The 25,092-nt window shown below is 54.8% G+C and carries 26 protein-coding genes and 1 other RNA gene; 8 read left to right on the forward strand and 19 right to left on the reverse strand.

What is annotated here, in order from left to right; genetic code table 11:
- Positions 1–332: 332 nt before the first annotated feature.
- The 5 genes from nrdF to MWH02_RS19560 form a co-directional block, all read right to left on the reverse strand.
- Positions 333–1,292 carry a class 1b ribonucleoside-diphosphate reductase subunit beta gene (gene nrdF / locus MWH02_RS19540; RefSeq protein ID WP_271461281.1) on the reverse strand — a complete coding sequence of 320 codons (960 nt, stop codon included), beginning with the start codon at positions 1,290–1,292 and terminating at the stop codon, positions 333–335.
- Between the two features lie 8 nt (positions 1,293–1,300).
- Complete coding sequence (gene nrdE, locus MWH02_RS19545) at positions 1,301–3,439, reverse strand: class 1b ribonucleoside-diphosphate reductase subunit alpha (RefSeq protein ID WP_271461282.1); 2,139 nt, start codon at positions 3,437–3,439, stop codon at positions 1,301–1,303.
- A complete protein-coding gene (gene nrdI / locus MWH02_RS19550; protein WP_061718050.1) occupies positions 3,418–3,822 on the reverse strand; it encodes a class Ib ribonucleoside-diphosphate reductase assembly flavoprotein NrdI in 405 nt (134 codons plus the stop codon). Before nrdI ends, nrdE begins: the two co-directional genes overlap by 22 nt.
- A gap of 3 nt (positions 3,823–3,825) precedes the next feature.
- Positions 3,826–4,068: a glutaredoxin-like protein NrdH gene (gene nrdH / locus MWH02_RS19555; RefSeq protein WP_101763439.1), complete on the reverse strand. Its 243-nt coding sequence runs from the start codon at positions 4,066–4,068 to the stop codon at positions 3,826–3,828.
- Positions 4,069–4,529: 461 nt separating this feature from the next.
- Positions 4,530–4,850, reverse strand: a complete 321-nt coding sequence (locus tag MWH02_RS19560) for a DUF883 family protein (RefSeq protein ID WP_271461283.1) — start codon at positions 4,848–4,850, stop codon at positions 4,530–4,532.
- A 150-nt stretch (positions 4,851–5,000) separates the two neighbouring features.
- On the opposite strand from MWH02_RS19560, the gene MWH02_RS19565 reads away from it, so the two are divergent.
- The 4 genes from MWH02_RS19565 to MWH02_RS19580 all read left to right on the forward strand — a co-directional run bounded on the left by MWH02_RS19565 (position 5,001) and on the right by MWH02_RS19580 (position 8,317).
- Positions 5,001–5,339: a DUF2002 family protein gene (locus tag MWH02_RS19565; protein WP_008101622.1), complete on the forward strand. Its 339-nt coding sequence runs from the start codon at positions 5,001–5,003 to the stop codon at positions 5,337–5,339.
- Positions 5,340–5,472: 133 nt separating this feature from the next.
- Positions 5,473–6,888, forward strand: coding sequence for an S-methylmethionine permease (gene mmuP / locus MWH02_RS19570; protein WP_101763440.1), 1,416 nt, complete (start codon positions 5,473–5,475; stop codon positions 6,886–6,888).
- On the forward strand, positions 6,878–7,813 hold the full coding sequence (mmuM, locus tag MWH02_RS19575; RefSeq protein WP_210081442.1) for a homocysteine S-methyltransferase: 936 nt from the start codon (positions 6,878–6,880) through the stop codon (positions 7,811–7,813). Before mmuP ends, mmuM begins: the two co-directional genes overlap by 11 nt.
- A gap of 84 nt (positions 7,814–7,897) precedes the next feature.
- On the forward strand, positions 7,898–8,317 hold the full coding sequence (locus MWH02_RS19580) for a hypothetical protein (protein WP_008101619.1): 420 nt from the start codon (positions 7,898–7,900) through the stop codon (positions 8,315–8,317).
- Between the two features lie 102 nt (positions 8,318–8,419).
- Here the strand turns inward: MWH02_RS19580 and speG are convergent, their stop codons facing one another.
- From speG to MWH02_RS19610, 6 genes are read right to left on the reverse strand one after another with little or no spacing between them, the layout of a single operon-like run.
- Complete coding sequence (gene speG, locus MWH02_RS19585; RefSeq protein ID WP_008101618.1) at positions 8,420–8,965, reverse strand: spermidine N1-acetyltransferase; 546 nt, start codon at positions 8,963–8,965, stop codon at positions 8,420–8,422.
- Positions 8,962–9,654, reverse strand: a complete 693-nt coding sequence (locus MWH02_RS19590; protein ID WP_137386313.1) for an ABC transporter ATP-binding protein — start codon at positions 9,652–9,654, stop codon at positions 8,962–8,964. Before MWH02_RS19590 ends, speG begins: the two co-directional genes overlap by 4 nt.
- A complete protein-coding gene (locus tag MWH02_RS19595) occupies positions 9,647–10,480 on the reverse strand; it encodes an ABC transporter ATP-binding protein (protein WP_061718038.1) in 834 nt (277 codons plus the stop codon). The genes MWH02_RS19590 and MWH02_RS19595 overlap by 8 nt, the downstream gene beginning before the upstream one ends.
- Positions 10,470–11,327: an ABC transporter permease gene (locus MWH02_RS19600; RefSeq protein ID WP_101763443.1), complete on the reverse strand. Its 858-nt coding sequence runs from the start codon at positions 11,325–11,327 to the stop codon at positions 10,470–10,472. Before MWH02_RS19600 ends, MWH02_RS19595 begins: the two co-directional genes overlap by 11 nt.
- Entirely contained in the window at positions 11,324–12,376 is a 1,053-nt protein-coding gene (locus MWH02_RS19605) for an ABC transporter permease (RefSeq protein ID WP_271461284.1), read from the reverse strand. Before MWH02_RS19605 ends, MWH02_RS19600 begins: the two co-directional genes overlap by 4 nt.
- On the reverse strand, positions 12,376–13,944 hold the full coding sequence (locus tag MWH02_RS19610) for an ABC transporter substrate-binding protein (protein WP_137386310.1): 1,569 nt from the start codon (positions 13,942–13,944) through the stop codon (positions 12,376–12,378). Before MWH02_RS19610 ends, MWH02_RS19605 begins: the two co-directional genes overlap by 1 nt.
- Before the next feature lie 806 nt (positions 13,945–14,750).
- On the opposite strand from MWH02_RS19610, the gene mgtA reads away from it, so the two are divergent.
- The gene (gene mgtA, locus MWH02_RS19615; protein WP_271461285.1) at positions 14,751–17,474 is read left to right on the forward strand and encodes a magnesium-translocating P-type ATPase; all 2,724 of its coding nucleotides are present in this window, start codon (positions 14,751–14,753) and stop codon (positions 17,472–17,474) included.
- A 134-nt stretch (positions 17,475–17,608) separates the two neighbouring features.
- Here the strand turns inward: mgtA and MWH02_RS19620 are convergent, their stop codons facing one another.
- Positions 17,609–18,268 (reverse strand): epoxyqueuosine reductase QueH, encoded by a 660-nt coding sequence (locus MWH02_RS19620; protein WP_008101584.1) that lies wholly within the window; start codon positions 18,266–18,268, stop codon positions 17,609–17,611.
- A 124-nt stretch (positions 18,269–18,392) separates the two neighbouring features.
- Positions 18,393–18,749, reverse strand: a complete 357-nt coding sequence (locus MWH02_RS19625; RefSeq protein ID WP_101763556.1) for a KPN_00521 family repetitive protein — start codon at positions 18,747–18,749, stop codon at positions 18,393–18,395.
- 224 nt (positions 18,750–18,973) lie between these two features.
- Here MWH02_RS19625 and MWH02_RS19630 point away from each other — a divergent pair, with 224 nt between their 5' ends.
- Positions 18,974–19,141: a hypothetical protein gene (locus MWH02_RS19630; protein ID WP_206098222.1), complete on the forward strand. Its 168-nt coding sequence runs from the start codon at positions 18,974–18,976 to the stop codon at positions 19,139–19,141.
- Here MWH02_RS19630 and MWH02_RS19635 read toward each other — a convergent pair.
- From MWH02_RS19635 to smpB, 3 genes are all read right to left on the reverse strand, one after another.
- On the reverse strand, positions 19,108–19,962 hold the full coding sequence (locus MWH02_RS19635; protein WP_101763447.1) for a PA4780 family RIO1-like protein kinase: 855 nt from the start codon (positions 19,960–19,962) through the stop codon (positions 19,108–19,110). The two genes, MWH02_RS19630 and MWH02_RS19635, sit on opposite strands and share 34 nt — an antisense overlap.
- A gap of 107 nt (positions 19,963–20,069) precedes the next feature.
- Positions 20,070–20,432: a transfer-messenger RNA gene (gene ssrA / locus MWH02_RS19640) on the reverse strand.
- Between the two features lie 44 nt (positions 20,433–20,476).
- A complete protein-coding gene (gene smpB / locus MWH02_RS19645; RefSeq protein ID WP_007886141.1) occupies positions 20,477–20,959 on the reverse strand; it encodes an SsrA-binding protein SmpB in 483 nt (160 codons plus the stop codon).
- A 159-nt stretch (positions 20,960–21,118) separates the two neighbouring features.
- On the opposite strand from smpB, the gene MWH02_RS19650 reads away from it, so the two are divergent.
- Positions 21,119–21,553 (forward strand): type II toxin-antitoxin system RatA family toxin, encoded by a 435-nt coding sequence (locus MWH02_RS19650; RefSeq protein ID WP_008101549.1) that lies wholly within the window; start codon positions 21,119–21,121, stop codon positions 21,551–21,553.
- Positions 21,546–21,836 carry an RnfH family protein gene (locus MWH02_RS19655; protein WP_137386307.1) on the forward strand — a complete coding sequence of 97 codons (291 nt, stop codon included), beginning with the start codon at positions 21,546–21,548 and terminating at the stop codon, positions 21,834–21,836. Before MWH02_RS19650 ends, MWH02_RS19655 begins: the two co-directional genes overlap by 8 nt.
- A 54-nt stretch (positions 21,837–21,890) precedes the next feature.
- Here MWH02_RS19655 and bamE read toward each other — a convergent pair whose 3' ends face one another.
- The 3 genes from bamE to nadK all read right to left on the reverse strand — a co-directional run bounded on the left by bamE (position 21,891) and on the right by nadK (position 25,051).
- Positions 21,891–22,238: an outer membrane protein assembly factor BamE gene (bamE, locus tag MWH02_RS19660; protein WP_271461286.1), complete on the reverse strand. Its 348-nt coding sequence runs from the start codon at positions 22,236–22,238 to the stop codon at positions 21,891–21,893.
- Between the two features lie 187 nt (positions 22,239–22,425).
- Entirely contained in the window at positions 22,426–24,087 is a 1,662-nt protein-coding gene (gene recN / locus MWH02_RS19665; protein WP_271461287.1) for a DNA repair protein RecN, read from the reverse strand.
- Between the two features lie 85 nt (positions 24,088–24,172).
- Positions 24,173–25,051 (reverse strand): NAD(+) kinase, encoded by an 879-nt coding sequence (nadK, locus tag MWH02_RS19670; RefSeq protein WP_271461288.1) that lies wholly within the window; start codon positions 25,049–25,051, stop codon positions 24,173–24,175.
- Between the last annotated feature and the right edge of the window lie 41 nt (positions 25,052–25,092).

The raw sequence follows: 25,092 nt of genomic DNA on the forward strand, positions 1-25,092 counted from the left end.
GCCAGTGCTCACAAGGGATGCGCGCGGATTAATTTTTTGCATTTGAGAAGTGAATTTATGTGCGTTTCAGACTGTTTCTGGTGCAGAGCGGCCGAAAATCAATCCAAAAAGAAGAAATATAAGTGAAATAAATGGGTGAGAAGAGCGGAAATAAGATTGGTTTAAAAATTAATTATCACTGAATCAATACGCTAAATAATTCGCGTCACAGCAAGGCGACAAGCCCACTCGACCCAGCAGCATAGTGAACTATGTGACTGGGAAGAGTGGGCGCAGTCAACGCTGCTGTGCCAAAAGTAGGTGCCTCCAGGCAACGCGAAGTATGACGCGTATTAAAAATTCCAGTCTTCGTCTTCGGTTTCTACGGCTTTCCCCATTACATAAGAGGAGCCTGAACCTGAGAAGAAGTCGTGGTTTTCATCGGCGTTGGGCGACAGCGCGGACAAAATCGCCGGGTTCACGGTGGTCAGTTCGGCCGGGAACAGCGCTTCGTAGCCGAGGTTCATTAGCGCTTTATTGGCGTTGTAGTGCAGGAAGGTTTTCACCTCTTCCGCCCAACCGACTTCACCGTACAAGGCTTCGGTATACACCACTTCGTTTTCGTACAGCGCCAGCAGCAAATCAATCGCGAACTGCTGCAGCTCTTCGCGGCGGCCAGCATCGACGTTTTCCAGCGACTTTTGGTACTTATAGCCGATGTAGTAGCCGTGTACCGCTTCGTCGCGAATGATCAGGCGAATCAGATCTGCGGTGTTGGTCAGCTTGCCACGGCTCGACCAATACATCGGCAGCCAGAAACCGGAGTAGAACAGGAACGATTCAAGGAACACGCTGGCGATTTTCTTCTTGAGCGGATCCTCGGCGCGATAGTGCTCCAGCACAATCTTCGCCTTGTTCTGCAAGGCTTCATTCTCTTCACTCCAGCGGTACGCCGCATCGACATCTGCGGTGTTACACAGCGTGGAGAAAATCGAACTGTACGAACGCGCATGCACTGCTTCCATAAAGGAGACGTTCGACAGCACAGCTTCCTCGTGTGGCGTAATCGCATCTTCCATCAGGCCAGGCGCACCAATCACGTTCTGGATGGTGTCGAGCAGCGTCAATCCGGTAAACACCCGAATAGTCAGCTGTTGCTGCTGGTGGTCCAGCGACTGCCATGCGGGCAGATCGTTGGAGAGCGGCACTTTTTCCGGCAGCCAGAAGTTACTGGTCAGTCGGTTCCACACTTCGAGGTCTTTTTCGTCCTGGATGCGGTTCCAGTTAATCGCTTGAATTGGTTTGAGTTGCATAGTTTTCATCACAGTGAGCAGGAGACGCAGCCCTGCACCTCGGTGCCTTGAAGCGCCATCTGGCGCAGACGAATGTAATAGAGCGTTTTGATGCCTTTTTTCCACGCGTAGATCTGCGCTTTGTTGATATCGCGCGTGGTGACGTCGTCGCGGAAGAACAGCGTCAGCGACAGGCCTTGATCGACGTGCTGCGTGGCTTCGGCGTAGGTATCAATAATCGCTTCCGGCCCAATGGAGTACGCATCCTGATAGAGGTCGAGATTGTCGTTGGTCATAAACGGCGCCGGATAGTAAACGCGGCCGGTTTTGCCCTCTTTACGGATCTCAATGCGCGACACAATCGGGTGAATGCTGGAGGTCGCATGGTTGATGTACGAGATCGAACCGGTGGGCGGAATCGCCTGCAGGTTCTGGTTGTACAGCCCATGTTGCATCACTGCTGCACGCAGCACTTGCCAGTCGGCCTGCGTTGGCAGAGTCAGTCCGGCATCGGCGAACAGTTTTGCCACGCGCGCGGTGCGCGGCAGCCAGCGCTGTTCGACATATTTATCGAAGTAACTGCCGCTGGCGTATTTCGACTCGGCGAAACCGTCGAAACTCTTCTGATGCTCCTGCGCCAGCAGATTCGAGGTGCGCACGGCGTGATAGGTGACGCAATAGAAGTAAAGATTGGTGAAATCCAGCGCCTCTTCTGAACCGTACGCCATGCCTTCGCGCGCCAGATAACCATGCAGGTTCATCTGACCGAGGCCAATCGCGTGCGAGCGGCGATTGCCTTCCGCCACCGAAGGCACCGAATTGATCTCACTCATCTCGGAAACGGCGGTCAGTGCACGCACGGCGGTTTCCACGGTTTGCGCCAGATTGCGCGAATCCATGGCATGCGCAATGTTGAGCGAGCCGAGGTTGCAGGAGATATCTTTGCCGACGCGACGATAGCTAAGATCGTCATTGAATTCGCTGGCGCTGTTAACCTGCAAAATCTCGGAACAGAGATTACTCATGTTGATGCGCCCGGCAATCGGGTTGCTGCGGTTCACGCTGTCTTCAAACATGATGTACGGGTAGCCCGATTCAAACTGAATCTCCGCCAGCGTCTGGAAGAAATCGCGCGGCTTGATGTAGGTTTTGGTGATGCGATCGTCCGCCAGCATCTCGTCGTAGTGCTCGCTGATGCTGATATCACCAAAGGCTTTGCCGTAGATGCGCTCGACATCGTACGGCGAGAACAGCGCCATATCGCGATTCTCTTTCGCCAGCTGGAAGGTGATATCCGGGATCACCACGCCGAGCGACAGCGTTTTGATGCGGATCTTCTCGTCGGCGTTTTCACGTTTGGTATCGAGGAAGCGGAAAATATCCGGGTGATGCGCATTCAGCCACACCGCACCTGCGCCCTGACGTGCACCCAGCTGGTTGGCGTAAGAGAACGCATCTTCCAGCATCTTCATCACCGGAATCACGCCCGATGACTGGTTCTCAATGCGCTTAATCGGCGCGCCCGATTCACGCAGGTTGGAAAGCAGGAACGCTACGCCACCGCCGCGTTTCGACAGTTGCAGCGCCGAGTTCACCGCGCGACCAATCGATTCCATGTTGTCTTCGATGCGCAGCAGGAAGCAGGAAACCAGCTCGCCGCGCTGCTGCTTACCGCAGTTAAGGAAAGTTGGCGTAGCTGGCTGGAAGCGACCGCTCAGCATCTCCGCCAACAGCTCGCGCGCTAAGGTTTCATTGCCGCGTGCCAGCGTCAGCGCCACCATGCAGGCGCGCTGTTCGAAGGTTTCCAGATAGCGTTTGCCGTCGAAGGTTTTCAACGTGTAGCTGGTGTAAAACTTCCACGCCCCGAGGAAGGTGTGAAAGGCGAACCCTGCCGCATCAGCTTCATCGTGCAGCTGACACAGGAAATCGAAAGCGTACTGATTCAGCACCTCGGCTTCGTAGTAGCCTTCGGCCACCAGATAGCGCAGGCGCTCGCCTGCCGAGGCAAACTGCACGGTATTGGGTTGTACATGCTGCAGGAAGAACTGGCGCGTCGCTTCGTGATCTTTACTGAACTGGATGCGGCCATCGGCGTCATACAGGTTCAGCATCGCGTTAAGCGCGTGGTAATCAGTCAGCGAGCTGTTTAGGGTGTCTGTCGTTGCCAAAATTGGGTCACTCCCGCTTTTACATTAGCGATATCGTCGGGGGTTCCCATCAGCTCAAAGCGGTAGAGATAGGGAACCTGACATTTCTGCGCAATGATGTCGCCCGCCAGGCAATAGCCTTCACCGAAGTTGCGGTTACCGGCAGCGATCACCCCGCGAATCCCGCGTCGGTTGGCATCATCATTGAGGAATTGAATCACTTGTCTCGGCACCGCACCGCGCGAACTGCCGCCGCCGTAGCTCGGCACCACTAAAATGTAGGGCTGTTCGATATGCAGGCGCTGCTTGCCGTCAACCGGAATGCGGCGGGCAGGCAGCCCAAGACGCGTGATGAATCGGTGCGTGTTTTCCGACTGGCTAGAGAAATAGACCAGTGGAAACATGGCTTATCCCCCGACGGCCGCGAGCTGGCTCAGGCTGGCAATTTTGTCGGGACGGAAGCCACTCCAGTGATCGTCTTGCGTCATCACCACTGGCACCTGGCGATAGCCTAGAGATTTGAGGTTGTCGATGGCTTCAGGTTGGGTATCAAGGTTGATCAGCTGATAGTCGATACCTTTGCGGTCCATGGCATTTTTTGTCGCATTGCACTGGACACAGTTGTCTTTGGTGTAAATAATAATGCGCATGATTCGTATTTCCCTTTGATTGCGGTCAGATTGCGAGATACGAAGCAAATTCCTGTTTGCATCGAACTTCGTCCTTGACGACATTTGGTAGTTAGTTGATGGGTTGAATACTAGATGTAGTGGGTAAAAGGGTCAAGCCCACCAGATATAGGGTTTTGTGATTATGATCTTCGGATATTCGCTAAGGCCAGAGATCATGCGCCTTCCAGGCCGGAAAAATTTTTTGTAAAGGGAATGGAGTGGGAGGGTTGGTTGGATTTTGTGCAATTTGACCCTCATCCCAGCCTTCTCCCGCAAGCGGGAGAAGGCGCCGATCCAGCATAGGTGTTACAGTTGAACGCCACCTAAACATTCCCTCTCCCGCCTGCGGGAGAGGGTTAGGGTGAGGGAAAGCGCGCACTATCTCGCGCCCACAAAAAAGCCCCGCATCAGCGAGGCTCATTGCATCAACGAACACAGGCTTATCGGCGTGAAGATACCAGTAGCGCGCCAAGCACTAAGCCTATCGCCGCACCGACGCCCACGCCGTGCCACGGCTTCTCGTGGACATAGGCGTCGACCTGCGTACCCGCATCACGCGCCGCTTGCGATACGCGACTCTGTCCGCCGCTCAGTTTGGCACGCGTCTGCTTCAACAGCGCCTGCGCCTGGCTACGGGCATTATCAACTTCGTCTTTAGCTTCACTGCCATAAGATTTAAGTAACGCCTCTAGCGAATCGGCCAGTTCGTTTACATCCTGATTGATATCAATGTCATCGTTTTTTGCGCTTCGATTAAACATTTTTTAGCTCCCTTTGATTTAAAACGTAATACTTAGTGTAGACGAAGCGTGATTAAACGCAGGGATGTGCCAGGCTTTAGGGAAAATTCCGAATGCCCATGCCATCCTGCTGCTGTAAGGTTGCGGGGCTGTGAGAAGAGAGGAGCAAGCATGTATTTACGACCAGATGAGGTAGCGCGCGTACTTGAGAAAGTGGGCTTCGAAATGGATACCCAAACGCCAAAAATTTACGGTTATCGTCGCGGCGAAAACTATGTGTACGTCAATCGCGAAGCGCGTATGGGACGGACCGCCTTAATCATTCACCCGACGCTGAAAGAGAAAAGCCAGAGCTTTGCTGAACCAGCTTCAGAGATGAAAACCTGCGATCACTACACGCAATTCCCACTCTATTTAATGGGTGATTCGCAGGAGCATTACGGCATTCCGCACGGCTTCAGCTCGCGCGTTGCGCTTGAGCGTTATCTGCAAGGCGTATTTGGCGCCTGAACTTGCGCCCCGTTTCACGCGGGGCGGCAAACCCTGACTCAATCCTCTCCTTCTGCCCCGTTGCAAATCCGCACGCTGACGCGTATAACCTTGTGTCCATATAGATGTTCAGACGTCCATACGGATAAATATCATGCAAACTCAGGATACGCCTCCACAGGAAAACTTTAAGCGCACCATGAAAGTACGGCATCTGGTGATGCTGTCGCTGGGCGGTGTGATCGGAACCGGGCTGTTCTTCAATACCGGCTACATCATCTCAACCACCGGTGCAGCCGGCACCTTGCTGGCCTATCTGATTGGTGCGCTGGTGGTGTGGTTGGTGATGGTCTGTCTCGGCGAACTGGCCGTAGCGATGCCGGAAACCGGCGCGTTCCACGTCTATGCCGCGCGCTATCTCAGTCCGGCCACCGGTTATACCGTCGCCTGGCTTTACTGGCTCACCTGGACGGTGGCGCTGGGTTCCAGCCTGACCGCCGCCGGGTTCTGTATGCAGTATTGGTTCCCAAGCGTGCCGGTGTGGACGTGGTGTCTGGTGTTCTGCATCGCTATTTATCTGCTGAATATCGTCTCAACGCGCTTTTTTGCCGAAGGTGAATTCTGGTTCTCCATCATTAAAGTGATCACCATCATCGCCTTTATCATTCTCGGTGCGGGTGCGATCTTTGGTTTTATCCCGATGAAAGACGGCAGCGCTGCGCCGGGATTACACAATCTCACCGCTTCCGGCTGGCTGCCGCACGGCACGCTGCCGATTCTGATGACCATGGTGGCGGTCAACTTCGCTTTCTCGGGCACGGAATTGATCGGTATCGCTGCCGGTGAAACCGAGCAGCCACAAAAAGCGCTGCCGCTGGCGATCCGCACCACCGTCGCACGGTTGATCATCTTCTTTATCGGCACGGTATTTGTGCTGGCGGCGCTGATCCCGATGGATCAGGCCGGGATCGTTAAAAGCCCGTTTGTGCTGGTGTTTGAAAAGATCGGCATCCCGTACGCGGCGGATATTTTCAACTTCGTGATCCTCACCGCCATTCTCTCCGCCGCCAACTCTGGCCTGTATGCTTCTGGCCGTATGTTGTGGTCGCTGGCTAATGAGAAGACGCTGCCGCGCTGTTTTGCGCGCGTCAACCGTCGTGGCATTCCGGTGCTGGCGCTGACCGTGAGCATGATTGGCGGCTTGCTGGCGCTGTTCTCCAGTGTGATTGCGCCGGACACAGTGTTTGTGGCGCTGTCGGCGATTTCCGGTTTTGCCGTGGTGGCGGTGTGGCTCAGCATCTGCGCCTCACACTATGTGTTCCGTCGTCGCCATCTGCAGGCGGGCGGCAGCTTACAACAGCTGGCGTATCGCGCGCCGCTCTATCCGCTGACGCCGATTCTGGGCTTCCTGTTATGCCTGCTGGCGTGCGTCGGACTGGCATTCGATCCATCGCAGCGTATTGCGCTGTGGTGCGGCATTCCGTTTGTGCTGTTCTGCTATGCCGCATACCATGTCACGCAACGACGCAAGTCATCCCTTAAGGCTGAGGAGGCCAACGATGTCGCGTAATCCTATCGCGCAGGCTCTAACCCAAACTGACACGTTGATTCTGGATGGCGCGCTGGCGACCGAGCTGGAGGCGCGCGGCTGCAATCTGGCCGATGCGCTGTGGTCGGCCAAAGTGCTGATGGAAAATCCTGAGCTGATTTATCAGGTGCATCACGACTACTTTGCTGCCGGCGCGCATGTGGCGATCACCGCCAGCTACCAGGCCACGCCGCAGGGTTTTGCCGCGCGCGGCTTAGATGAAGCGCAGGCGCTGGCACTGATCACCCAGAGCGTACAGCTGGCGCAGCGCGCGCGTGATGACTATCGCGCATCTTCCGCCAGCACCGCGCCCTTGCTGGTGGCCGGTTCGGTCGGGCCGTATGGCGCTTTTCTGGCCAATGGTGCGGAGTATCGCGGTGATTACGCGCTGCCGGAAGAGGAGATGAAAGCGTTCCACCGTCCGCGCGTGAAGGCGTTGCTGGAAGCGGGTGTCGATCTGCTGGCCTGTGAAACGTTGCCGTCCTTTACCGAAGCGCAGGCGCTGGTGAGTTTACTGGCTGAATTCCCTGCCAGCAGCGCGTGGTTCTCCTTTACCCTGCGCGATGCCGAACACATCAGCGACGGCACGCCGTTGAGTAAAGTGGCTGAGCTGGTGCATGCGGCACCGCAGGTGGTGGCGGTTGGCATCAACTGCGTGGCGCTGGAGAGCGTAACGCCCGCTCTGCGCCGCTTCCAGGCGCTGTGTGATAAGCCGCTGCTGGTCTATCCGAACTCCGGCGAGCAGTACGATGCCAGCAGCAAAACCTGGCACTCCGCGCCGTCGGGCTGCACGCTGCATGACAAATTCGCTGAATGGCAGCAGGCGGGCGCACGTCTGATTGGCGGCTGCTGCCGTACCACGCCGCAGGATATCGCGGCGATTGCTGCCTGTTGTCAACCGCAATAAAGCGCAGAAAATCATCAGTGATAGCGCGATTAAGCACAGAAGGGCAGTTTACACTGTCCTATCTGATGCTGAAGCGGACCTGCTATGAACCTGCGACCTCTTTTTCCTGCCTGTGCGCTGCTGCTGAGTGGCTGCGCCACCATTGTCGGCACTGAAACGCAACCGGTGAAAATCGACTCCCTGCCGCAAGGCGCGCGTTTCACCGTGCAGGATGAGACCGGCCGCGCAGTGGCGCAGGGCTATACGCCGCAAACCGTCGAGCTGGCGAAATCGACCGGGAATTACTTTGGTAAGAAGCACTATCAGGTGATGCTGGAGAGTCCGGGCTACGTGCCGTTAACCTTGCCGATCGAGGCCAATGCCAATCTGTGGTATTTGCTCGGCAATATTCCGCTGTTGGGCTTCCCCGGCTGGCTGCTGGTCGATCCCTTCTACGGCGGCATGTACGATCTCAAACCAGAACATCCGCAGCCGAAGCTGAACGTCGTCGGCGCGCGGGGTTAATAAGCCCGCACCGATCGTAGCGGCGCAATTTATTGCGCAATCTTACCGCGAAAAAAAACAGCGCAATTAATTGCGCCGCTACAAATCATTCAACAGTTTGAGTTACTGCGCGGTAGGCTTCACCATCGCATTGGCGCTTTTATGCTGCGCCAGATGCTGCTGCTGGAAAATGCACATGCGGATGGTGTTGCGGTATTCGCCGTTGATAAAAAATTCGTGCTTCAGTACGCCTTCCACCTCAAATCCCAGCTTGGTGTAGATATGCACCGCCTTCTTATTCTCTTCATCGACAATTAGATAGAGTTTGTAGAGATTCAGCACCGAAAAGCCGTAATCCATCGCCAACTTTGCCGCTTTGGTGGCTAAGCCTTTGCCTTGATGGGAAGGATCGATAATGATTTGAAACTCAGCGCGGCGATGCACGTGATTAATCTCGACCAACTCCACCAACCCGGCTTTGTGTCCATCATGCTCCACCACAAAGCGGCGCTCGGTCTGGTCATGGATATGTTTGTCATACAGGTCTGAAAGCTCGACAAACGCTTCGTACGGTTCTTCAAACCAGTAACGCATCACGCTGGCGTTGTTATCTAATTGGTGCACAAAGCGTAAATCTTCCCGCTCCAGCGGACGTAACTTAACCGTCATACGGTGTTCCTTGTTGTTGAATGTTGCTCCACGATGCGGCCCTGCGCCATACGCGCCGCACGATCGCACATGTGATCGATCACATCCGGATCGTGGCTGACCAGCACCATGGTTAAACCATCTTTTTGCTTTAGATCGTTGAGCAGGTTGAGGATCTCAGCCTGCACCGACATGTCCAGCGCCGAGGTCGGCTCATCCAGCAGCAGGATCTTGGGTTCCAGCAGCAGGGCGCGCACAATCGCTACGCGCTGACGCTGACCGCCTGAAAGCTGATGCGGATAGCGATCCGCCAGCGCCGGATCGAGCCCGACATGACGGAACCCGGCATTAATGCGGTCGTCGATGTTATCACGTTTGAGCATTTTCAGCGGTTCCGCCAGCGTGCGGCGCAGGCGATGACGCGGATGCAGCGAAGCGTAGGGATCCTGAAACACCATCTGCACATCGCGGCGCAGCTGGCCGGTAAACGCTTTGCCGGGCTGCACGGCGGTGCCCGCCAGCGACATGCTGCCGCTCCAGTGCGGATTCAATCCCGCCAGCACCCACAGCAGCGACGACTTGCCGCAGCCGGACGGGCCAACCAGACCAAAACACTCACCGGCCGCGACCTGCAGCGACACATCGTGCACCACGGTGCGCAGCTCGTAACCTTGCTTGTGCGAAACGCTGAGGTTCGCTAACTCAATCATAATTCTTCTCCAGCGCGGCACGATCCAGCACCGGCAAACGCTCGCCGTGCGTGGCTTTACTCGGACGACAGGCCCACAAGGTGCTGGTGTAAGGATGGCTGGCGTTGGAGAGTTCGGACGCCGGCAAGGTATCCAGCACGCGGCCCTGATACATCACCATCACACGTTCGCAGTGTTCGGAAACCTGTTGCAGATCGTGGCTGATCAGCAGCAAACCCATGTTGCGCTGCTCAACCAGACGACGAATCAGCGCCAGTACCTGATCGCGCATCGCGTGATCGAGCGCCGACGTAGGTTCATCGGCGATCAGCAGTTCAGGATCGGTGATCAGGGCGATCGCCAGCATCACGCGTTGCCCCATGCCGCCAGAAAGTTGATGCGGATAGCGTTTCATCAGCTGACGCGGGTCGGGCAAGCCCACCGCATCCAGCATCTCGCACACTTTCTCTTTACGTTCAGCGCGGCTCAATTTGTGGTGCAGCACCAGCGGTTCTTCCACCTGCCAGCCAATGGTGCGCGTGGGATTAAGCGCATATTTCGGATCCTGCATCACCATCGCTACTTTGCTGCCGCGCAGTTGAATCCAGTCACGCTCGCGCAGGCTCAACGCATCGGTGCCGACAATCTGCAAACGGTCGGCCTGCAAGTGCAGCGAAGGTGACAGCAAGCCCATCAGCGTGCGCGCGGTGAGTGATTTACCGGAACCGGATTCACCCACCAGCGCTACGCGCTCGCGGCCAATTTGAAAGCCGATGTTATCGACCAGCAGCGCATCATCGCTGCGAATCGTCAGGCCTTGTACATCAATTAACAGATCATTTGGCATGACGAGTATCCAGTCGGTCACGCAGGCCATCGCCTGTCAGGTTAAACGCCAGGCTGGCGAACAGAATCGCGCCGCCGGGTGCGGCGGCTACCCACCATTGGTCGAAGATCACTTTACTGCCTTCTGCCACCATCGAACCCCATTCGGCGGTAGGCGGTTGCACGCCCATGCCAAGGAAGCCGAGGCCCGCCGCTGAAAGAATGATTCCGCCGAGGCTCAGCGCGGCACGTACCACCGCCGTTGGCATACACAGCGGCAGAATGTGGCCAAACATCAGGCGTAAACCGGTGATGCCCTGCATGCGCGCGGCGGCGAGATAATCACTGCGGCGCAGCGCCAGCGTTTCCGCGCGCGCCTGACGGGCAAACGGCGGCCAGCTGGTGAGCGCCAGCGCCAGTGCGCCATTCATCAAGCCGGGGCCGAGCATGGCGACCAGCGCCAGCGCGATCACCAGATTCGGCAGCGACAGGAAGATATCGGTTATGCGCATCAACACGCGCTCGGTCCAGCCGCCCACGTAACCGGCGGTGATGCCGACCAGCAGGCCAACCGGAATAGTCAGCACCAGAATCAGTGACACCAACAGCAGCGTTGGGCGCGCGCCATAAATCACGCGTGACAGCAGATCGCGGCCAAAGCCATCGGTGCCAAACCAGTGCAGCGCCGATGGCGCCTGCAAACGCTGGGAGATGATCTGCGCATTGGGATCGAAAGGCGCCAGCAATGGCGCGAACAATGCCATCGCCACCACAATCAGCACCAGCGTCAGGCCGATGGAAAGCGAGGTCACGCGCGCGCGGCGGCGGCGCGGACGCAGCGTTTCCAGTTCAGAGAGTTGTTGAGTCATCGGGTTCTCGGATCGGTTAACCAGGTCAGGGCATCGGCCAGCGCGTTGAGCAGAATAAAGCAGCTGCCAATTAGCAAGGTCGAGCCGAGAATCGCCGGTACATCGGAGGAAAACAGCGCGTTAGTCATGTAGCGACCAACGCCCGGCCAGGCAAATACCGTTTCAGTCAGTACCGAACCTTCCAGCAGCGTGGCGTAGGAGAGGGCGATAACGGTAATCAGCGTGCCCAGCACGTTGGGGAAAATATGACGCAGTAAAATGCGGCCACGGCTGGCACCTTTCGCACGCGCCAGCACCACATACTCTTTACTGCTCTCTTCCAGCAGCGCCGCGCGCAGCAGGCGCGTGATACCCGCCATCGCCAGCAGGCCGAGAATCACCACCGGCAGCCACAAGTGGGCAATCGCATTGCGGAACATCTCGGGATCGCCGGACATCCAGCTATCAATCAGCACAAAGCCGGTTTTTGGCTCCAGCGTGTAGATCCAGATGTCATCAAGCTGGCCCGGTCCGGCGGACCAGTGCAGCACGGCATAAAACAGCAGCAAACCCAGCAAGCCGAGCCAAAACACCGGCACCGAGTAGCCGAGCAGCGAAACAAAACGCGCCACGTTATCGATGATGCTGCCCGGCTTCCACGCCGCCAGCAGCGCTAAGGCAATGCCGAACACCGCGGCAAAAATCATCGCGCAGGTGGCCAGCTCAATGGTGGCCGGGAAGGTGCGCATCAGGTCGGCGCTGACCTGTTGATTGGTCAGATGCGATAAGCCGAGATCGCCGCGCGCCAAATGGCTGATATAGCGCCAGAACTGCACCAGCACTGGCTGATCGAGGCCGAGATCGTGGCGCACCTGCGCGTAGGTGGCTTCGCTGGCGTGATCGCCTGCGATCTGTTGCACCGGATCGACTGGCGAAAGGTGCGACAGCATAAAAGTGAATGCTAACAAACCAACCAGCGTCACCAGCAGCGAGAGCAGGCTGGTGACGATGTGGCTAACGCGTTGCCAAAGTGGCCGGGCGAACCCGGCCTGTGAAGCTGACACTGCCATTACTTAGAAACCTGCGAGTAATACACCATGTCCGGGTTGATGCCCTGCACATAGCCTTGCAGATTGTCGCGCAGCGCAATCAGGTTTTTCGCCTGCAAGCCAATCACGTACGGCGAGTTCTTCAGCACTTCACGCTGCATCGCCTGATAGAGTTCGACGCGCTTGTTGTTATCGCTCTCGGCGGTGGCAGCCAGCGTTTGCTTGTTCAGCTCCGGGATGTGCCAGTCAGAACGGTAAGCCACAGTTTTGCTGCCATCTTCCGGGTTGTAAGCGAAGGACGCGGCGTTAGTGTTGGGATCGAAATAGTCTGCGCCCCAGGCGTTCAGGGTGGCTTCATATTTGTGCGCCTTCACGCGGGTCGAGACTTCAGAGCTCAGGCCCGGTTGCACTTCCACCTTCACGCCGCCTTTGGCAAAGCTGCCCTGCAGCGCCTGCGCGATATCGAGGTAAGGCGGCTGGTTGCTGGTGGAAAGCGTGAAGCTAACGTTGGTCAAACCGGCTTTCTTCAGAATCGCTTTGGCTTTTTCAGGATCGTAAGTGTATGGCGTGTCATTGATTGCGCCGAGGAAGCCTTTCGGCAGGAAGGTTTGATGCACGTCGAACTGGCCTTTCAGCAGGTCGTTAGCGATACCTTTATAGTCGAACAGATATCGAGCTGCTTCCCACAGCGCCGGGTTCTTCAGCACCGGGTTTTCACCGATGTTGAACTGGATGTAATAGAGAGAAGCCATCGGAATCGCTTCGGTCTTCACGCCCGCTTTGCCTTTCAGCGAGGCGATCTGATCCGCACCGAGGTTACGCGCGATATCCACATCGCCCTGTTCCAGCAGCAGACGACGCGCAGCCGGTTCCGGAACGTTTTTAATCAGGATATTTTTCAGCTTCGGAGCGCCCGCTGGCGAAGTTGGATTCGCGCTCAGCAGAACCGCTTCGTGCAGCACCACTTTACGAATCTGATACGGGCCGCTACCGGCAGAGTGAGTACCGAGCCATGCGTGGCCGAAGTCACCGTTCTTCGCGTTGGCCTGCGCGGTTTTCTCATCAACAATCGAAGAGACCGGCGCGGAGAGCAGGCTGAGCACATACGCCGGGCTGACGTTGGCGCTCCAGCTGATCTGTACGTGGTTGTCATCAACCTTTTTCAGGAAGGTATCGACGTTGTCTTTATTCCAGCCAAGTTGGGTAAGAATAAAGGAGGGATCGAGGTTGAGTTTCACCACGCGACCCAGTGAGAAGATCACATCCTCCGGACGCAGCGGATTGCCGCTGGCGAACTGAGCACCTTTGCGTAGTTCAAACGTCAGGCTGCGATTATCGCTGCCCGCTTGCCAGGACGTGGCCAGCGTTGGCTGCAAATCGGTTGGATTAGTGGGATCGGACTGAACCAGGCGCTGATAAATGTTAGTGAACGCTTGCACCGTGGTGAGCTCGAAGCCCTGCGCGGGATCGAAGCTGTCGGCATCATCGGTAGACTGGGCAATCACCAGCGTATCTTTCGGCGTCGCTGCCTGAACCGAGAAGGCGGCTACCAGCGATAACGCCAGCAGTGATGGAATAATTTTTTTCATGTTGTTTCCTTGCCTAAAAAAAGTAACGCGAGTTTACGAGAGCGCAGCAGTGAAGAATAGTCAATTTCAGGCTATGCATATGCATTAATGATCTAAGACGCATGGTTCAGTTATAAGGGAAAACCGCACAATCCGTAGCGGCGCAATTCATTGCGCAAAGTGTGGACGGGCTTTGGGTGCAGGATCGTTAACGCAAAATCGCGCGATTAATCACGCTGCTACGGAATGTGCATGTGAGGTAATATCAACTCAACTGCAACGGAATATAAATGATTGGTGACTAGCCGATTATTAACTTTACTTCGTTACTTGCCAGAATATAATGGCCGCAATTTCAAAGCAGGAGAGTTCAGTTGGACAGTCACCCTTTTAGTTGGTATCACAAGGCAAGCTGACGCGCGAACTTTTTTGTCGCTGCTTGCCAACACGGCGGGCAGCAATCCTCTCTTTTCTGATGATTGTTCCCTTTAAACGACATTGTAACGGGCCAAAGCCCGTGGGGATATCATCATGCACATGATTTTTAACACACTTTTCCCTCCGCCTCGATACGCGCGCTGAACTTCAGCGTGCTGATTGGCGCTGCACATTAGACGGCTTTTCGCTGTTCGATTGCGTGGTGTTTACCTTCGTCTTTATTTATTACTCGTTATTTTGCGAGCGACTCTTTTCGTCTTTAATTTCCGGGAGGTGATATGGAAATTCCCGACAGGTTATTTTTAATTTAACAAACGCATTGCCGTTAATTTAATTTGTGTGCCTCGCACGCAGGGATTTTTATTGCCGTAATAAAGAGGAATGTCACTATGACTGACATGAAACTCAACCAGGACAAAAAAGCCTGGAACACCACGCGCCAGCCGCGTCAAAAAACACCGCGTTACCTGATTGAAGATGAAGCCGGTTTTACTGCCGACGAAACGCTGGTGCGTCTGCGCAGCGATGCGCTTGGCCTGAGTGAACGTGAAGCCGAGGCGCGCCTGAATGTATATGGCCGTAATCAGGTCGAACACGACAAAGCGCCACCAGCGTTGTTGCAGTTGCTGCAGGCATTCAACAATCCGTTTATCTATGTCCTGATGGCGCTGGCGCTGGTGAGCTTTTTCACTGATTTCTGGCTGCCGCTGCGCAACGGCGAGGAGACCGATCTGACCGGTGTCATCATCATTGTGACGATGGTAACGCTCAGCGGTTTGCTGCGCTTCTGGCAGGAGTTCCGTACCAATAAAGCGGCGCAGGCGCTGAAATCAATGGTGCGCACCACCGCCACGGTGCTGCGTCGTGAGTCAGCGCAACAAGCGCCGCTCAAACAGGAAGTCGATATCGCCACGCTGGTGCCGGGTGACATCATCTATCTGTCGGCGGGGGATTTGGTGCCAGCCGATGTGCGGCTGCTGGATTCACGCGATCTGTTTATCAGCCAGGCGATTTTGACCGGCGAATCGTTACCGGTTGAGAAGTATGACGTCACCGGCCACGTCACCAGCAAAAGCAGCGGTGCCAGCGAACAGGGCACATCGCTGCTGGAACTGGGCAGCGTCTGCCTGATGGGCACCAACGTGTCCAGCGGCAGCGCCAAAGCGGTGGTAGTGGCAACCGGCAGCGAAACTTACTTCGGTAGCCTGGCGAAATCGATTGTGGGTAATCGCTCACAAACCGCCTTTGACCGCGGCGTCAACAGCGTGAGCTGGCTGCTGATCCGCTTCATGTTGGTGATGGTGCCGGTGGTGTTGCTGATTAATGGCCTAACCAAAGGCGACTGGCTGGATGCTTCACTGTTTGCGCTGGCGGTAGCGGTAGGTTTAACGCCGGAAATGTTGCCGATGATCGTCAGCTCCAACCTGGCGAAAGGCGCCATCGCCATGTCGCGGCGTAAAGTGATCGTCAAACGTCTGAATGCGATTCAAAACCTCGGCGCGATGGATATTCTCTGCACCGACAAAACCGGCACGCTGACGCAGGACAACATCATTCTGGAGCATCATCTGGATTGTGCTGGCGTGGAGAACTCACGCGTGCTGATGCTGAGCTGGCTCAACAGCCACTATCAAAGCGGCACGCTGAATCTGATGGATCGCGCCATTTTGCAGTACGGCAAAAACCGCGTCAGCGAAGCGGTAAGCGATACCTATATCAAAGTGGATGAGCTGCCGTTTGATTTCATTCGCCGTCGCGTCTCGGTGGTGGTGCGCGATCGTCGTCTCAATCAACAGATGCTGATCTGCAAAGGCGCGGTGGAAGAGATGCTGAGCATCGCGACTGCCGAGCGTGAAGGCAAACTGGTGCAGCCGCTGAACGAAACGCGTCGTGCAGAACTGCTGGCGCTGGCACATCAATACAATGAGCAGGGTTTTCGCGTGCTGCTGGTGGCGAGCCGCGTGCTGGCGGAGCCAGGTTTACAGCAGCCGCTGAGCGTGGCGGATGAGCAAGGCTTAACGGTAGAAGGACTGCTCACCTTCCTCGATCCACCGAAAGAGAGCGCCGCCAAAGCCATCGGCGCGCTGCGCGACAATGGCGTTAGCGTCAAAGTGCTGACCGGTGATAATCCGGTAGTGACCGCGCGCATTTGCCAGCAGGTTGGCATCGACAGCGGCGCGATCGTCACTGGCGACCAAATTGCCCTGATGAGCGACGAGCAGTTGGCAGACGCCGCCGCGCAGAGTGCGGTATTCGCTAAACTCACGCCGCTGCAGAAATCACGCATCCTGCGCGCGCTACAGCAACAGGGCCACACCGTTGGCTTCCTCGGCGACGGAATTAATGATGCGCCGGCGCTGCGTGATGCTGATGTCGGGATTTCCGTCGATAGCGCGGCGGACATCGCTAAAGAGTCCTCCGATATCATCCTGCTGGAAAAAGATTTGATGGTGCTGGAAGAGGGCGTAATGAAGGGACGCGAAACCTTCGGCAACATCATTAAGTACCTGAACATGACCGCCAGCTCGAACTTCGGCAACGTGTTCTCGGTGTTGGTGGCGAGCGCCTTTATTCCGTTCCTGCCGATGCTGGCGATTCATCTGCTGATTCAGAACCTGATGTACGATCTGTCCCAGCTGGCACTGCCGTGGGACAAAATGGACCGCGAGTTCCTGCGTAAGCCGCGTAAATGGGACGCGCGTAATATCAAACGCTTCATGTTGTGGATTGGGCCAACGTCGTCGATTTTCGATATCACCACTTTTGCGCTGATGTGGTTCGTGTTCGCGGCGAATACGCCAGAAATGCAGTCGCTGTTCCAGTCCGGCTGGTTTATTGAAGGCTTGCTGTCGCAAACGCTGGTGGTGCACATGCTGCGCACGCAAAAGATTCCGTTTATCCAGAGCCGTGCGGCGCTGCCGGTGCTGCTGACCACTGCGTGTGTGATGATCGCCGGCATTCTGCTGCCGTTCTCACCGCTGGGCGCGATGGTGGGATTGGTGCCGTTGCCATGGGCTTACTTCCCATGGCTGGTGGCAACGCTGCTCGGGTATTGCGTGGTCGCGCAGGGCATGAAAATGCTCTACATCAAGCGCTTTGGCCAGTGGTTTTAAACACATGGAGGTGAAATGCGTAACCGCAATCTCAATAAGGTGGTGTTTCACCTGATAATGATGATGGTTGTCATGGTGGTGTTAACGCTGGTGTTTCGTTAATGAAAAAAGGGCAGGATTTCCTGCCCTTTTCTTTACTCTTCGTCGGGCTGGTAATACTGCACGCCGATCTCAATGCGCTCGCGGCCGCTAGCTACACGATGGCGATTGCTGTCGCGCAGCGAATAGATGCAGCCGCAATACTCCTGCTGATAGAAACGTTCGCGCTTGCTGATCTCAATCATGCGTGACGAGCCGCCACCTTTCCGCCAGTTAAATTCCCAGTAGAGCATATCGGGATAGTGCGCCGCCGCGCGCACGCCGCAGTCGTTGATCTGCTGCATATTCTTCCAGCGCGAAATACCGAGTGAACTGGTGATCACCGGGAAACCGTTTTCATGTGCATACAGCGCGGTGCGTTCAAAGCGCATGTCGAAACACATGGTGCAGCGCACGCCACGTTCCGGTTCCCACTCCATGCCACGCGCCCGCTCAAACCAATTGTCTTTATCATAATCGGCATCAACAAAGGGCACGCCAAACTGCTCGGCAAAGCGGATATTCTCCTCTTTACGCAGCTCATACTCTTTCAGCGGATGAATGTTTGGGTTGTAGAAGAAGATGGTGTAATCGATGCCGGAAGCCAGCATCGCTTCCATCACTTCGCCCGAGCAGGGCGCACAGCAGGAGTGCAACAGGACTTTATTATGACCGTTGGGTAAGGGCAGCGGCTGGCGGGTAAAGGTGTCAGACATGAGCATTATTGGTTAATGGAGTGTTGGGTAAAGTCTAAGGGGATAGCGTTAAAGATGCAAAGTTGAGGGAAAACAGGCAATAAAAAAAGGCCGCAAACGCGGCCTCTGGATTGAGCGAAGAAAGTTATTCAGTCACTTTCTTCTTCAGATCGCTGGCACCTTCTTTGGTTTTATTCCAGCCTTTCTGCGTGCCTTCTTTGGTGGCATCCCAACCTTTCTCAGAACCTTCTTTGGTTTTATTCCAGGCTTTCTGCGTACCTTCGCTGGCTTTGCTGGTCAGGTTATCGCTTTTACCTTCTGCCGCATGCTTCGCTTTCAGCTGCTGCTCTTTACCTTCGTTCTGCGCCTGATGCAGTTTTTCTTTAGCGGTGTTCGCACCGGCCTGCGCGTTAGCGACAGTTTCATCAGTTGCATGTGTGGTCGCGGCAAAAGCCGAAGATGCCATCAGAACGGCTGACAGTGCAATAATGGTCTTTTTCATAATTCCCTCTTTCATGAAATATGTCGTCTCAGGTAATCATCCTGGCACAGGCCGGGATGGAAAGATTTAAGAATAAACCAGGAATGAAAAAGGTCTAGTTTCGCTGGCAAAATCACCAGTAGATAGCATTTTAGGTTGTTGCAGGAAGGGATAAGAGCCACCTGAGCTGTGGCTCTGCAATATTAATCTGCTATCTGCCTGGCGCAGCATAGCAGTGGCGCAACGTGCAACGGTTGCGTACCGAGGTTGGCAATCAGGGATTGAACGTTACGCTGGTAACGTTGTGGAATCCGGGTGGCAATAAACACGCGATAGCCGAGGCGTTTATCGCCAGCCTGCCTGAGCTGTGGAGCCGCCTCTACTCTTCGTCGCGCTCTTTAGCGGCGCGCTGACGATCATAGAACTCATCTTCGGCGGCGATAATCTCATCCATCAATGAGTTCATATCCACTTCATGCACCTCTTCTACGAAGAGACCGGTGAGCGGCGTTTCTGGCGTCAGCTTTCCATCTTCATATAATTGCCAGATCTCTTTCGCATAGCGCGTTTGCAAAATCTGCGGAGCATATTGCCCGTAATAGGCGGTGATGTTGTTCACATCGCGCTCAAACATCGATTCAGCGTGGTTGTTTGCCGCGGCATCAACCGCTTGTGGCAAGTCGATAATCACCGGTCCGTTGGCATCCTGCAGCACGTTGAATTCCGACAGATCGCCATGAACAATGCCGGCGCACAGCATGCGCACGATATTGCGGATCATGGTATCGAAATCCTTCAGGGCGTTCTCTTCGGTCAGGAACACATCGCTCAGGCGTGGCGCAACCAGACCTTCTGCGTCTGTGACCAGCTCCATCAACAAAACGCCGTCGATGCAAATGTAGGGCTGCGGGACGCGTACGCCAGCATTCGCCAGGCGGAATAACGCATCAACTTCCGCGCTTTGCCAGGTCTCTTCTTGCTGCTTGCGCCCGAATTTCGACCCTTTTTGCATCGCACGTGAATTACGGCTGTTGCGGACTTTGCGCCCTTCCTGATAATGCACAGCCTGCTTGAAACTTCGTTGTGTGGCGTCCTTGTACACTTTCGCACACTGGATTTTGCCGCCCGTTAACACGGTATAAACGTCAGCTTCTTTGCCGCTTCTTAGTCTTTGTAGTACTTCATCTACCAGGCCATCATCGACAAGAGGCTGGAGTCGGTTTGGGATTTTCATGCGAGTCGCCTTGAAAGAGTCCAGATACAAAAAAGCCCGTAAGGCTTGCGCCATACGGGCTCTTAGGACTTCATCGAATGACTCTGGTGATCATCGATGGAGAATTTTGGTGGAGCTGGCGGGAGTTGAACCCGCGTCCGAAATTACTACACCGTCGGCACTACATGCTTAGTCAGTCTTTACATTCGCCGGCCAGCTGCGGACAGACACGCCACTGACAAACTAGCCTGATTAGATTTAGTGCTTCAACCCCAGGCAAGGCATCCACACGATCTCTTTTGGGTTTGACCTCTCTTGATCCCCGTCTTAAGAGCGGAAGCTAGGGAGAGAGGGCTTCAAAGCAGGTTATTAAGCTGCTAAAGCGTAGTTTTCGTCGTTTGCGACTATTTTTTTGCGGCTTTTTACGAGGCAAACCGCCCCTCGGCATGCTCCTAAGGCTTCACAATCCCGTCGAGTCCAGAATCAGCCCCAAGAAATTTCAATACTACAGACAAGTGACGCTAAAATCCAGCGCTTAACGCTTTGAATTCTTCATAATGCGCGCTTTGTCCATCTTCCATTCGCGCTCTTTTACGTCGTCACGCTTGTCGTGCTCTTTCTTACCGCGCGCCACACCGATTTTCAGTTTGGCCCAGGCATTTTTCCAGTACATCGACAGCGCAACCACGGTAAAACCTTCGCGGTTGACGCGACCGTACAGCGAATCGAGTTCACGTTGTTTCAGCAGCAGCTTGCGGCTTCGCGTGGGATCACACACCACATGCGTCGAAGCAACCGCTAGCGGCTGGAAAGTAGAGCCGAACAGGTAAGCTTCACCATCGCGCAAAAGAATGTAGCTATCGCTGATGTTAGCCTTACCGGCACGGAGTGATTTGACTTCCCATCCTTGCAACGACATACCCGCCTCGAACTCTTCTTCAATGAAGTATTCATGACGTGCGCGTTTATTGAGGGCAATAGTGGCTGAACCGGGTTTGTTAACTTTTTTCTTTGTCATAGTGCGGCGTAGTCTACATCACTCAGTTTATGGGCGCATCCCCTGTCCTGCAGGGCGGTAAAAAACACTCCATTTTAGCACAGCAAGCAAAGCCGTGAATTTTTGTTTGGTGACTGAAAATGGTATTATTCAATGGTTTTGTGATGAACAGGAACCATTATGGCCCAGATTAGTCGTTCAGCGCTGGTCCCTTATAGCGCTGAACAGATGTACCGTCTTGTGAATGACGTGGATGCTTATCCTCAGTTTCTGCCGGGCTGCACCGGCAGTCGCGTGCTGGATAACAGCGGAGATCAAATGACCGCGGCCGTTGATGTCTCGAAAGCGGGCATCAGTAAAACTTTCACTACGCGCAACACGCTGATCAGCAACCAAAGCATATTGATGCAGTTGGTTGATGGCCCGTTTCGTAAATTGACCGGCGGCTGGCATTTCACTTCATTAGGTGATGATGCCTGCAAGGTTGAGTTGAACCTCGATTTTGAGTTCACCAATATGCTGGTAGAAATGGCGTTCGGCCGCATCTTTAAAGAGCTGGCAAATAGCATGGTGCAGGCGTTCAGTCAGCGCGCAAAAGAGGTTTATCGTGCCTGATATCAGCGTGGAAGTGGTTTACGCACTGCCAGATAAGCAGTATTTGCGTGCCGTAACGCTTGAAGAAGGCGCAACCGTGGAGCAAGCGATCAAGGCTTCGGGGTTGCTGTCACTGCGTAAAGATATTGACCTGAACTCGAATAAGGTCGGCATTTATAGCCGCCCGGTAAAATTGGGTGATGCCGTCCAGGATGGTGATCGCATTGAGATCTATCGTCCGCTGATTGCCGACCCGAAAGAGTTACGGCGTCAACGCGCAGAGCGGTCAGCTGAGAAGAAATAGTCGGAATGTAAAAACGAAAAAAGGCGCTTAAGCGCCTTTTTTATTGCCGTTCACTTAGCCTTCTTTGCCAGAGAGCTTCGGCTTATTGTCGATATTGGTCAGCTTTCCGTTGCTGTCAAAGGTCAGCGTCAGCGTTTGCTGTTTCACACCTTCATGACCTGGTTCCTGGCGGAACACGTAATACCAAACGTTGCTGCCAAACGGATCGCGCATCATCGGCGTACCGAGCGTGTAGGCAACCTGCTGCTGCGTCATGCCGTTGTGAATTTTCGACACATCGTTGGCGACCAGGTAATTCCCCTGATTGATATCCGGACGATACACAACGCGCTCAAGGGTGGAACATCCAGCGGTCATCATCAACATTACTACTGCCGCGGCAGTCAGCGTTTTACAGCGCATCTATACATTCCTTTTCTGGGGCCAAACGCCTTTCAGCAGGCTATTTTTTTGCCATCAAATTCTGAACTCTGCCTGCGGCAGGCTTTATTACTCAGACGACATAACTGCCGATGATAATAAACCTTTTCGCTATTTGAAACCTCTACAGAGCAAGCATATGACCACCAGCCGGGAAAAAAGTGCGGTATCAGGCGGCTAAAAGTTCTTTAGCGTTGGCCAGCGTGTTGCGCGTCACCTCGCTGCCGCCCAGCAAACGCGCCAACTCTTGCAGACGCGCGCGTTTATCCAGCGGCTGCATATGCGTTTCTGTCATCGCACCATCGGTCTCTTTGCTGACGTAAAAGTGCTGATGACCGCAGCCGGCAACCTGCGGCAGGTGCGTGACACACATAACCTGTGTTGACTCGCCCAGCTGACGCAGCATTTGACCGACAACAGCGGCGGTTGGGCCGCTGATGCCAACATCTACTTCATCGAAGATCATTGCCGGTGTTTCCATTTTCTGTGCGGTAATCACCTGAATCGCCAGAGCGATACGCGACAGCTCACCGCCGGAAGCCACTTTGCCCAGCGGCTGGAGCGGCTGGCCTGGGTTCGTCGTAACGCGGAAATCAATGCGCGTTGCGCCATCTGCGGTGAGTTGATCGGCATTGAACTCCAGCACAATGGCAAACTGGCCGTGCGGCATTGCCAGCGTGCGCATGCTTTGCGTAATCAGCTGGCTCAATTCTTGAGCGGAATGCTCGCGCAGTTGATGCAGATTTTCAGCGCTGACTAACGCGGCTTTGTGGTGGGCGACAACTTCAGACTGCAAAGTTTCCTGATCGCTCTCTTGTTGCGAAAGCAATTCCGCTTCATCCAGTAGCTGCTGATAAAGCACCGGCAAGGTTTCAGGTGCGACATGGTGCTTACGTGCCAATGCAATCTGCCGTGACAGACGTTGCTCCAGCTCATGCAGGCGATTGGGATCGAGATCCAGACGTTCGCAGTAGTGACGCAGTTCATCGCTGGCTTCACTGAGTTGAATCGCGGCTTCCTCCAGCAGATTGAACACGCCGCTGACTTTATTATCCAGCGTCACCAGTTCGCCCAGCATGTGACGAGCGCTATAAAGAAGGCTCTGCAGGTTGATGTCATCCCCATCGGCGAGAATTTGCAGCGCTTGCTGGCTGGTGGACAGCAACTGGCCGCTGTTCGCCAGGCGTTTGTACTCTTCATCAATCTGTTCAAATTCGCCCAGCTGCGGGGCAAATTCATTGAGTTCTTTCAACTGATACTGCAGTAGCTCGCGACGGGATTCACGCTCTTGCGAAAGCTGCTGATGTTGTGCCAGCGCACGGCAACTCTGATGCCAGCGCTGATAGTGCTGGCGCATTTCAGACAGCAAATCATCGTGGGCTGCATACGCATCCAGCAGATGTTTTTGGTGATCGGATTTGAGCAGCAACTGGTGAGCATGCTGGCCGTGAATCTGAATCAGCAACTGGCCCAGTTCACGCAACTGCGACAGCGGCACCGATGTGCCGTTGATAAAGCCACGCGAACGACCATCCGCGCTAATCACACGCCGCAGCAGACACTCATTGCCTTCATCCAGCTGATTCTCCACCAGCCAGCGTTGTGCGGAAGGCGAAGCTTTGAGCTGGAAACGGGCGCAGATATCAGCACGACTGGCACCCTGACGCACCATATCTGCCTCAGCGCGGCCGCCCAGACACAGGCCCAACGCATCGATGGCGATAGATTTACCTGCGCCGGTTTCACCCGTGATCGCCGTCATACCACGATGAAAATCGATCTCCAGTTCACGAACGATAGCAAAGTTACTGATGGTCAGTTGTGCCAGCATAGAATCACCTGTATGTAAAAACAGATATGGTTTTACGTACAGTATATCCTGGTTTTTTATACAGTAAAGTAGTCAGCGCTGATTTTCAGAACAATTTTTTAGACCAGCCCAACTTTGAACTTAAGGTATTAAAATAGTTGTAATTTTTAGGATGGATAAGATTGAGATGATTGGCGCTACGGCGGATCAGGACATCTTCACCTTCCTGAATTGGCAAGGCAATCTGGCTGTCGCAACTGATCTCGAGATCGCTGCGCAGGGAAGAAAAACGCAGGCGGATGGTGCTGCTGCTGTTGATGACCAGCGGACGCGCAGAAAGCGTATGCGGGAACATGGGCACCAGCGTAATCGCATCCAGCGACGGCGTCAGAATAGGGCCGCCCGCCGAAAGCGAATAGGCGGTGGAGCCGGTCGGTGTGGAGATAATCAAACCATCGGAACGCTGTGAAAAGGCAAACACCTCATCAATATAGACTTCGAATTCAATCATATGCGCAACTTTACCGGGATGCAGCACCACTTCATTAATGGCGCTACCAATGCGCGGCGAGCACGCTTCTTTGCATACCTGCGCCTCCAGCAAGAAGCGGCTCTCGACGAAGTAATCGCCCTGCAGCACATCTTCCAGCTGTTGTTGTGCATTGTCCGGATCGAGATCGGTGAGAAAACCGAGGTTGCCACGGTTGATGCCAATCACTTTGATGTCATAGCGCGCCAGCACGCGGGCAGCACCAAGCATGTTGCCATCGCCACCAACTACCACAGCTAAATCAGCGCGTTGACCAATATCCGCAAGGCTGCCGGTTTGGGCATTTTTCAAATCCAGTTCGCGCGCAATCTGCTGCTCGACAATCACCTCATAACCCTTTGCCGTTAGCCAGCGCCAGAGCATTTCATGGGTGGTTAACGCAGTAGGATGGCGCGGATGGCCGACAATCCCGATGCAGTTAAAGTGTTTGTTCATTTAGCGCGAGTTCCTTATAAGCCAAAACGGCCAGGCAATGT

Source organism: Pantoea leporis (assembly GCF_028048155.1).
GTDB classification, from domain to species: Bacteria; Pseudomonadota; Gammaproteobacteria; order Enterobacterales; family Enterobacteriaceae; genus Pantoea; species Pantoea leporis.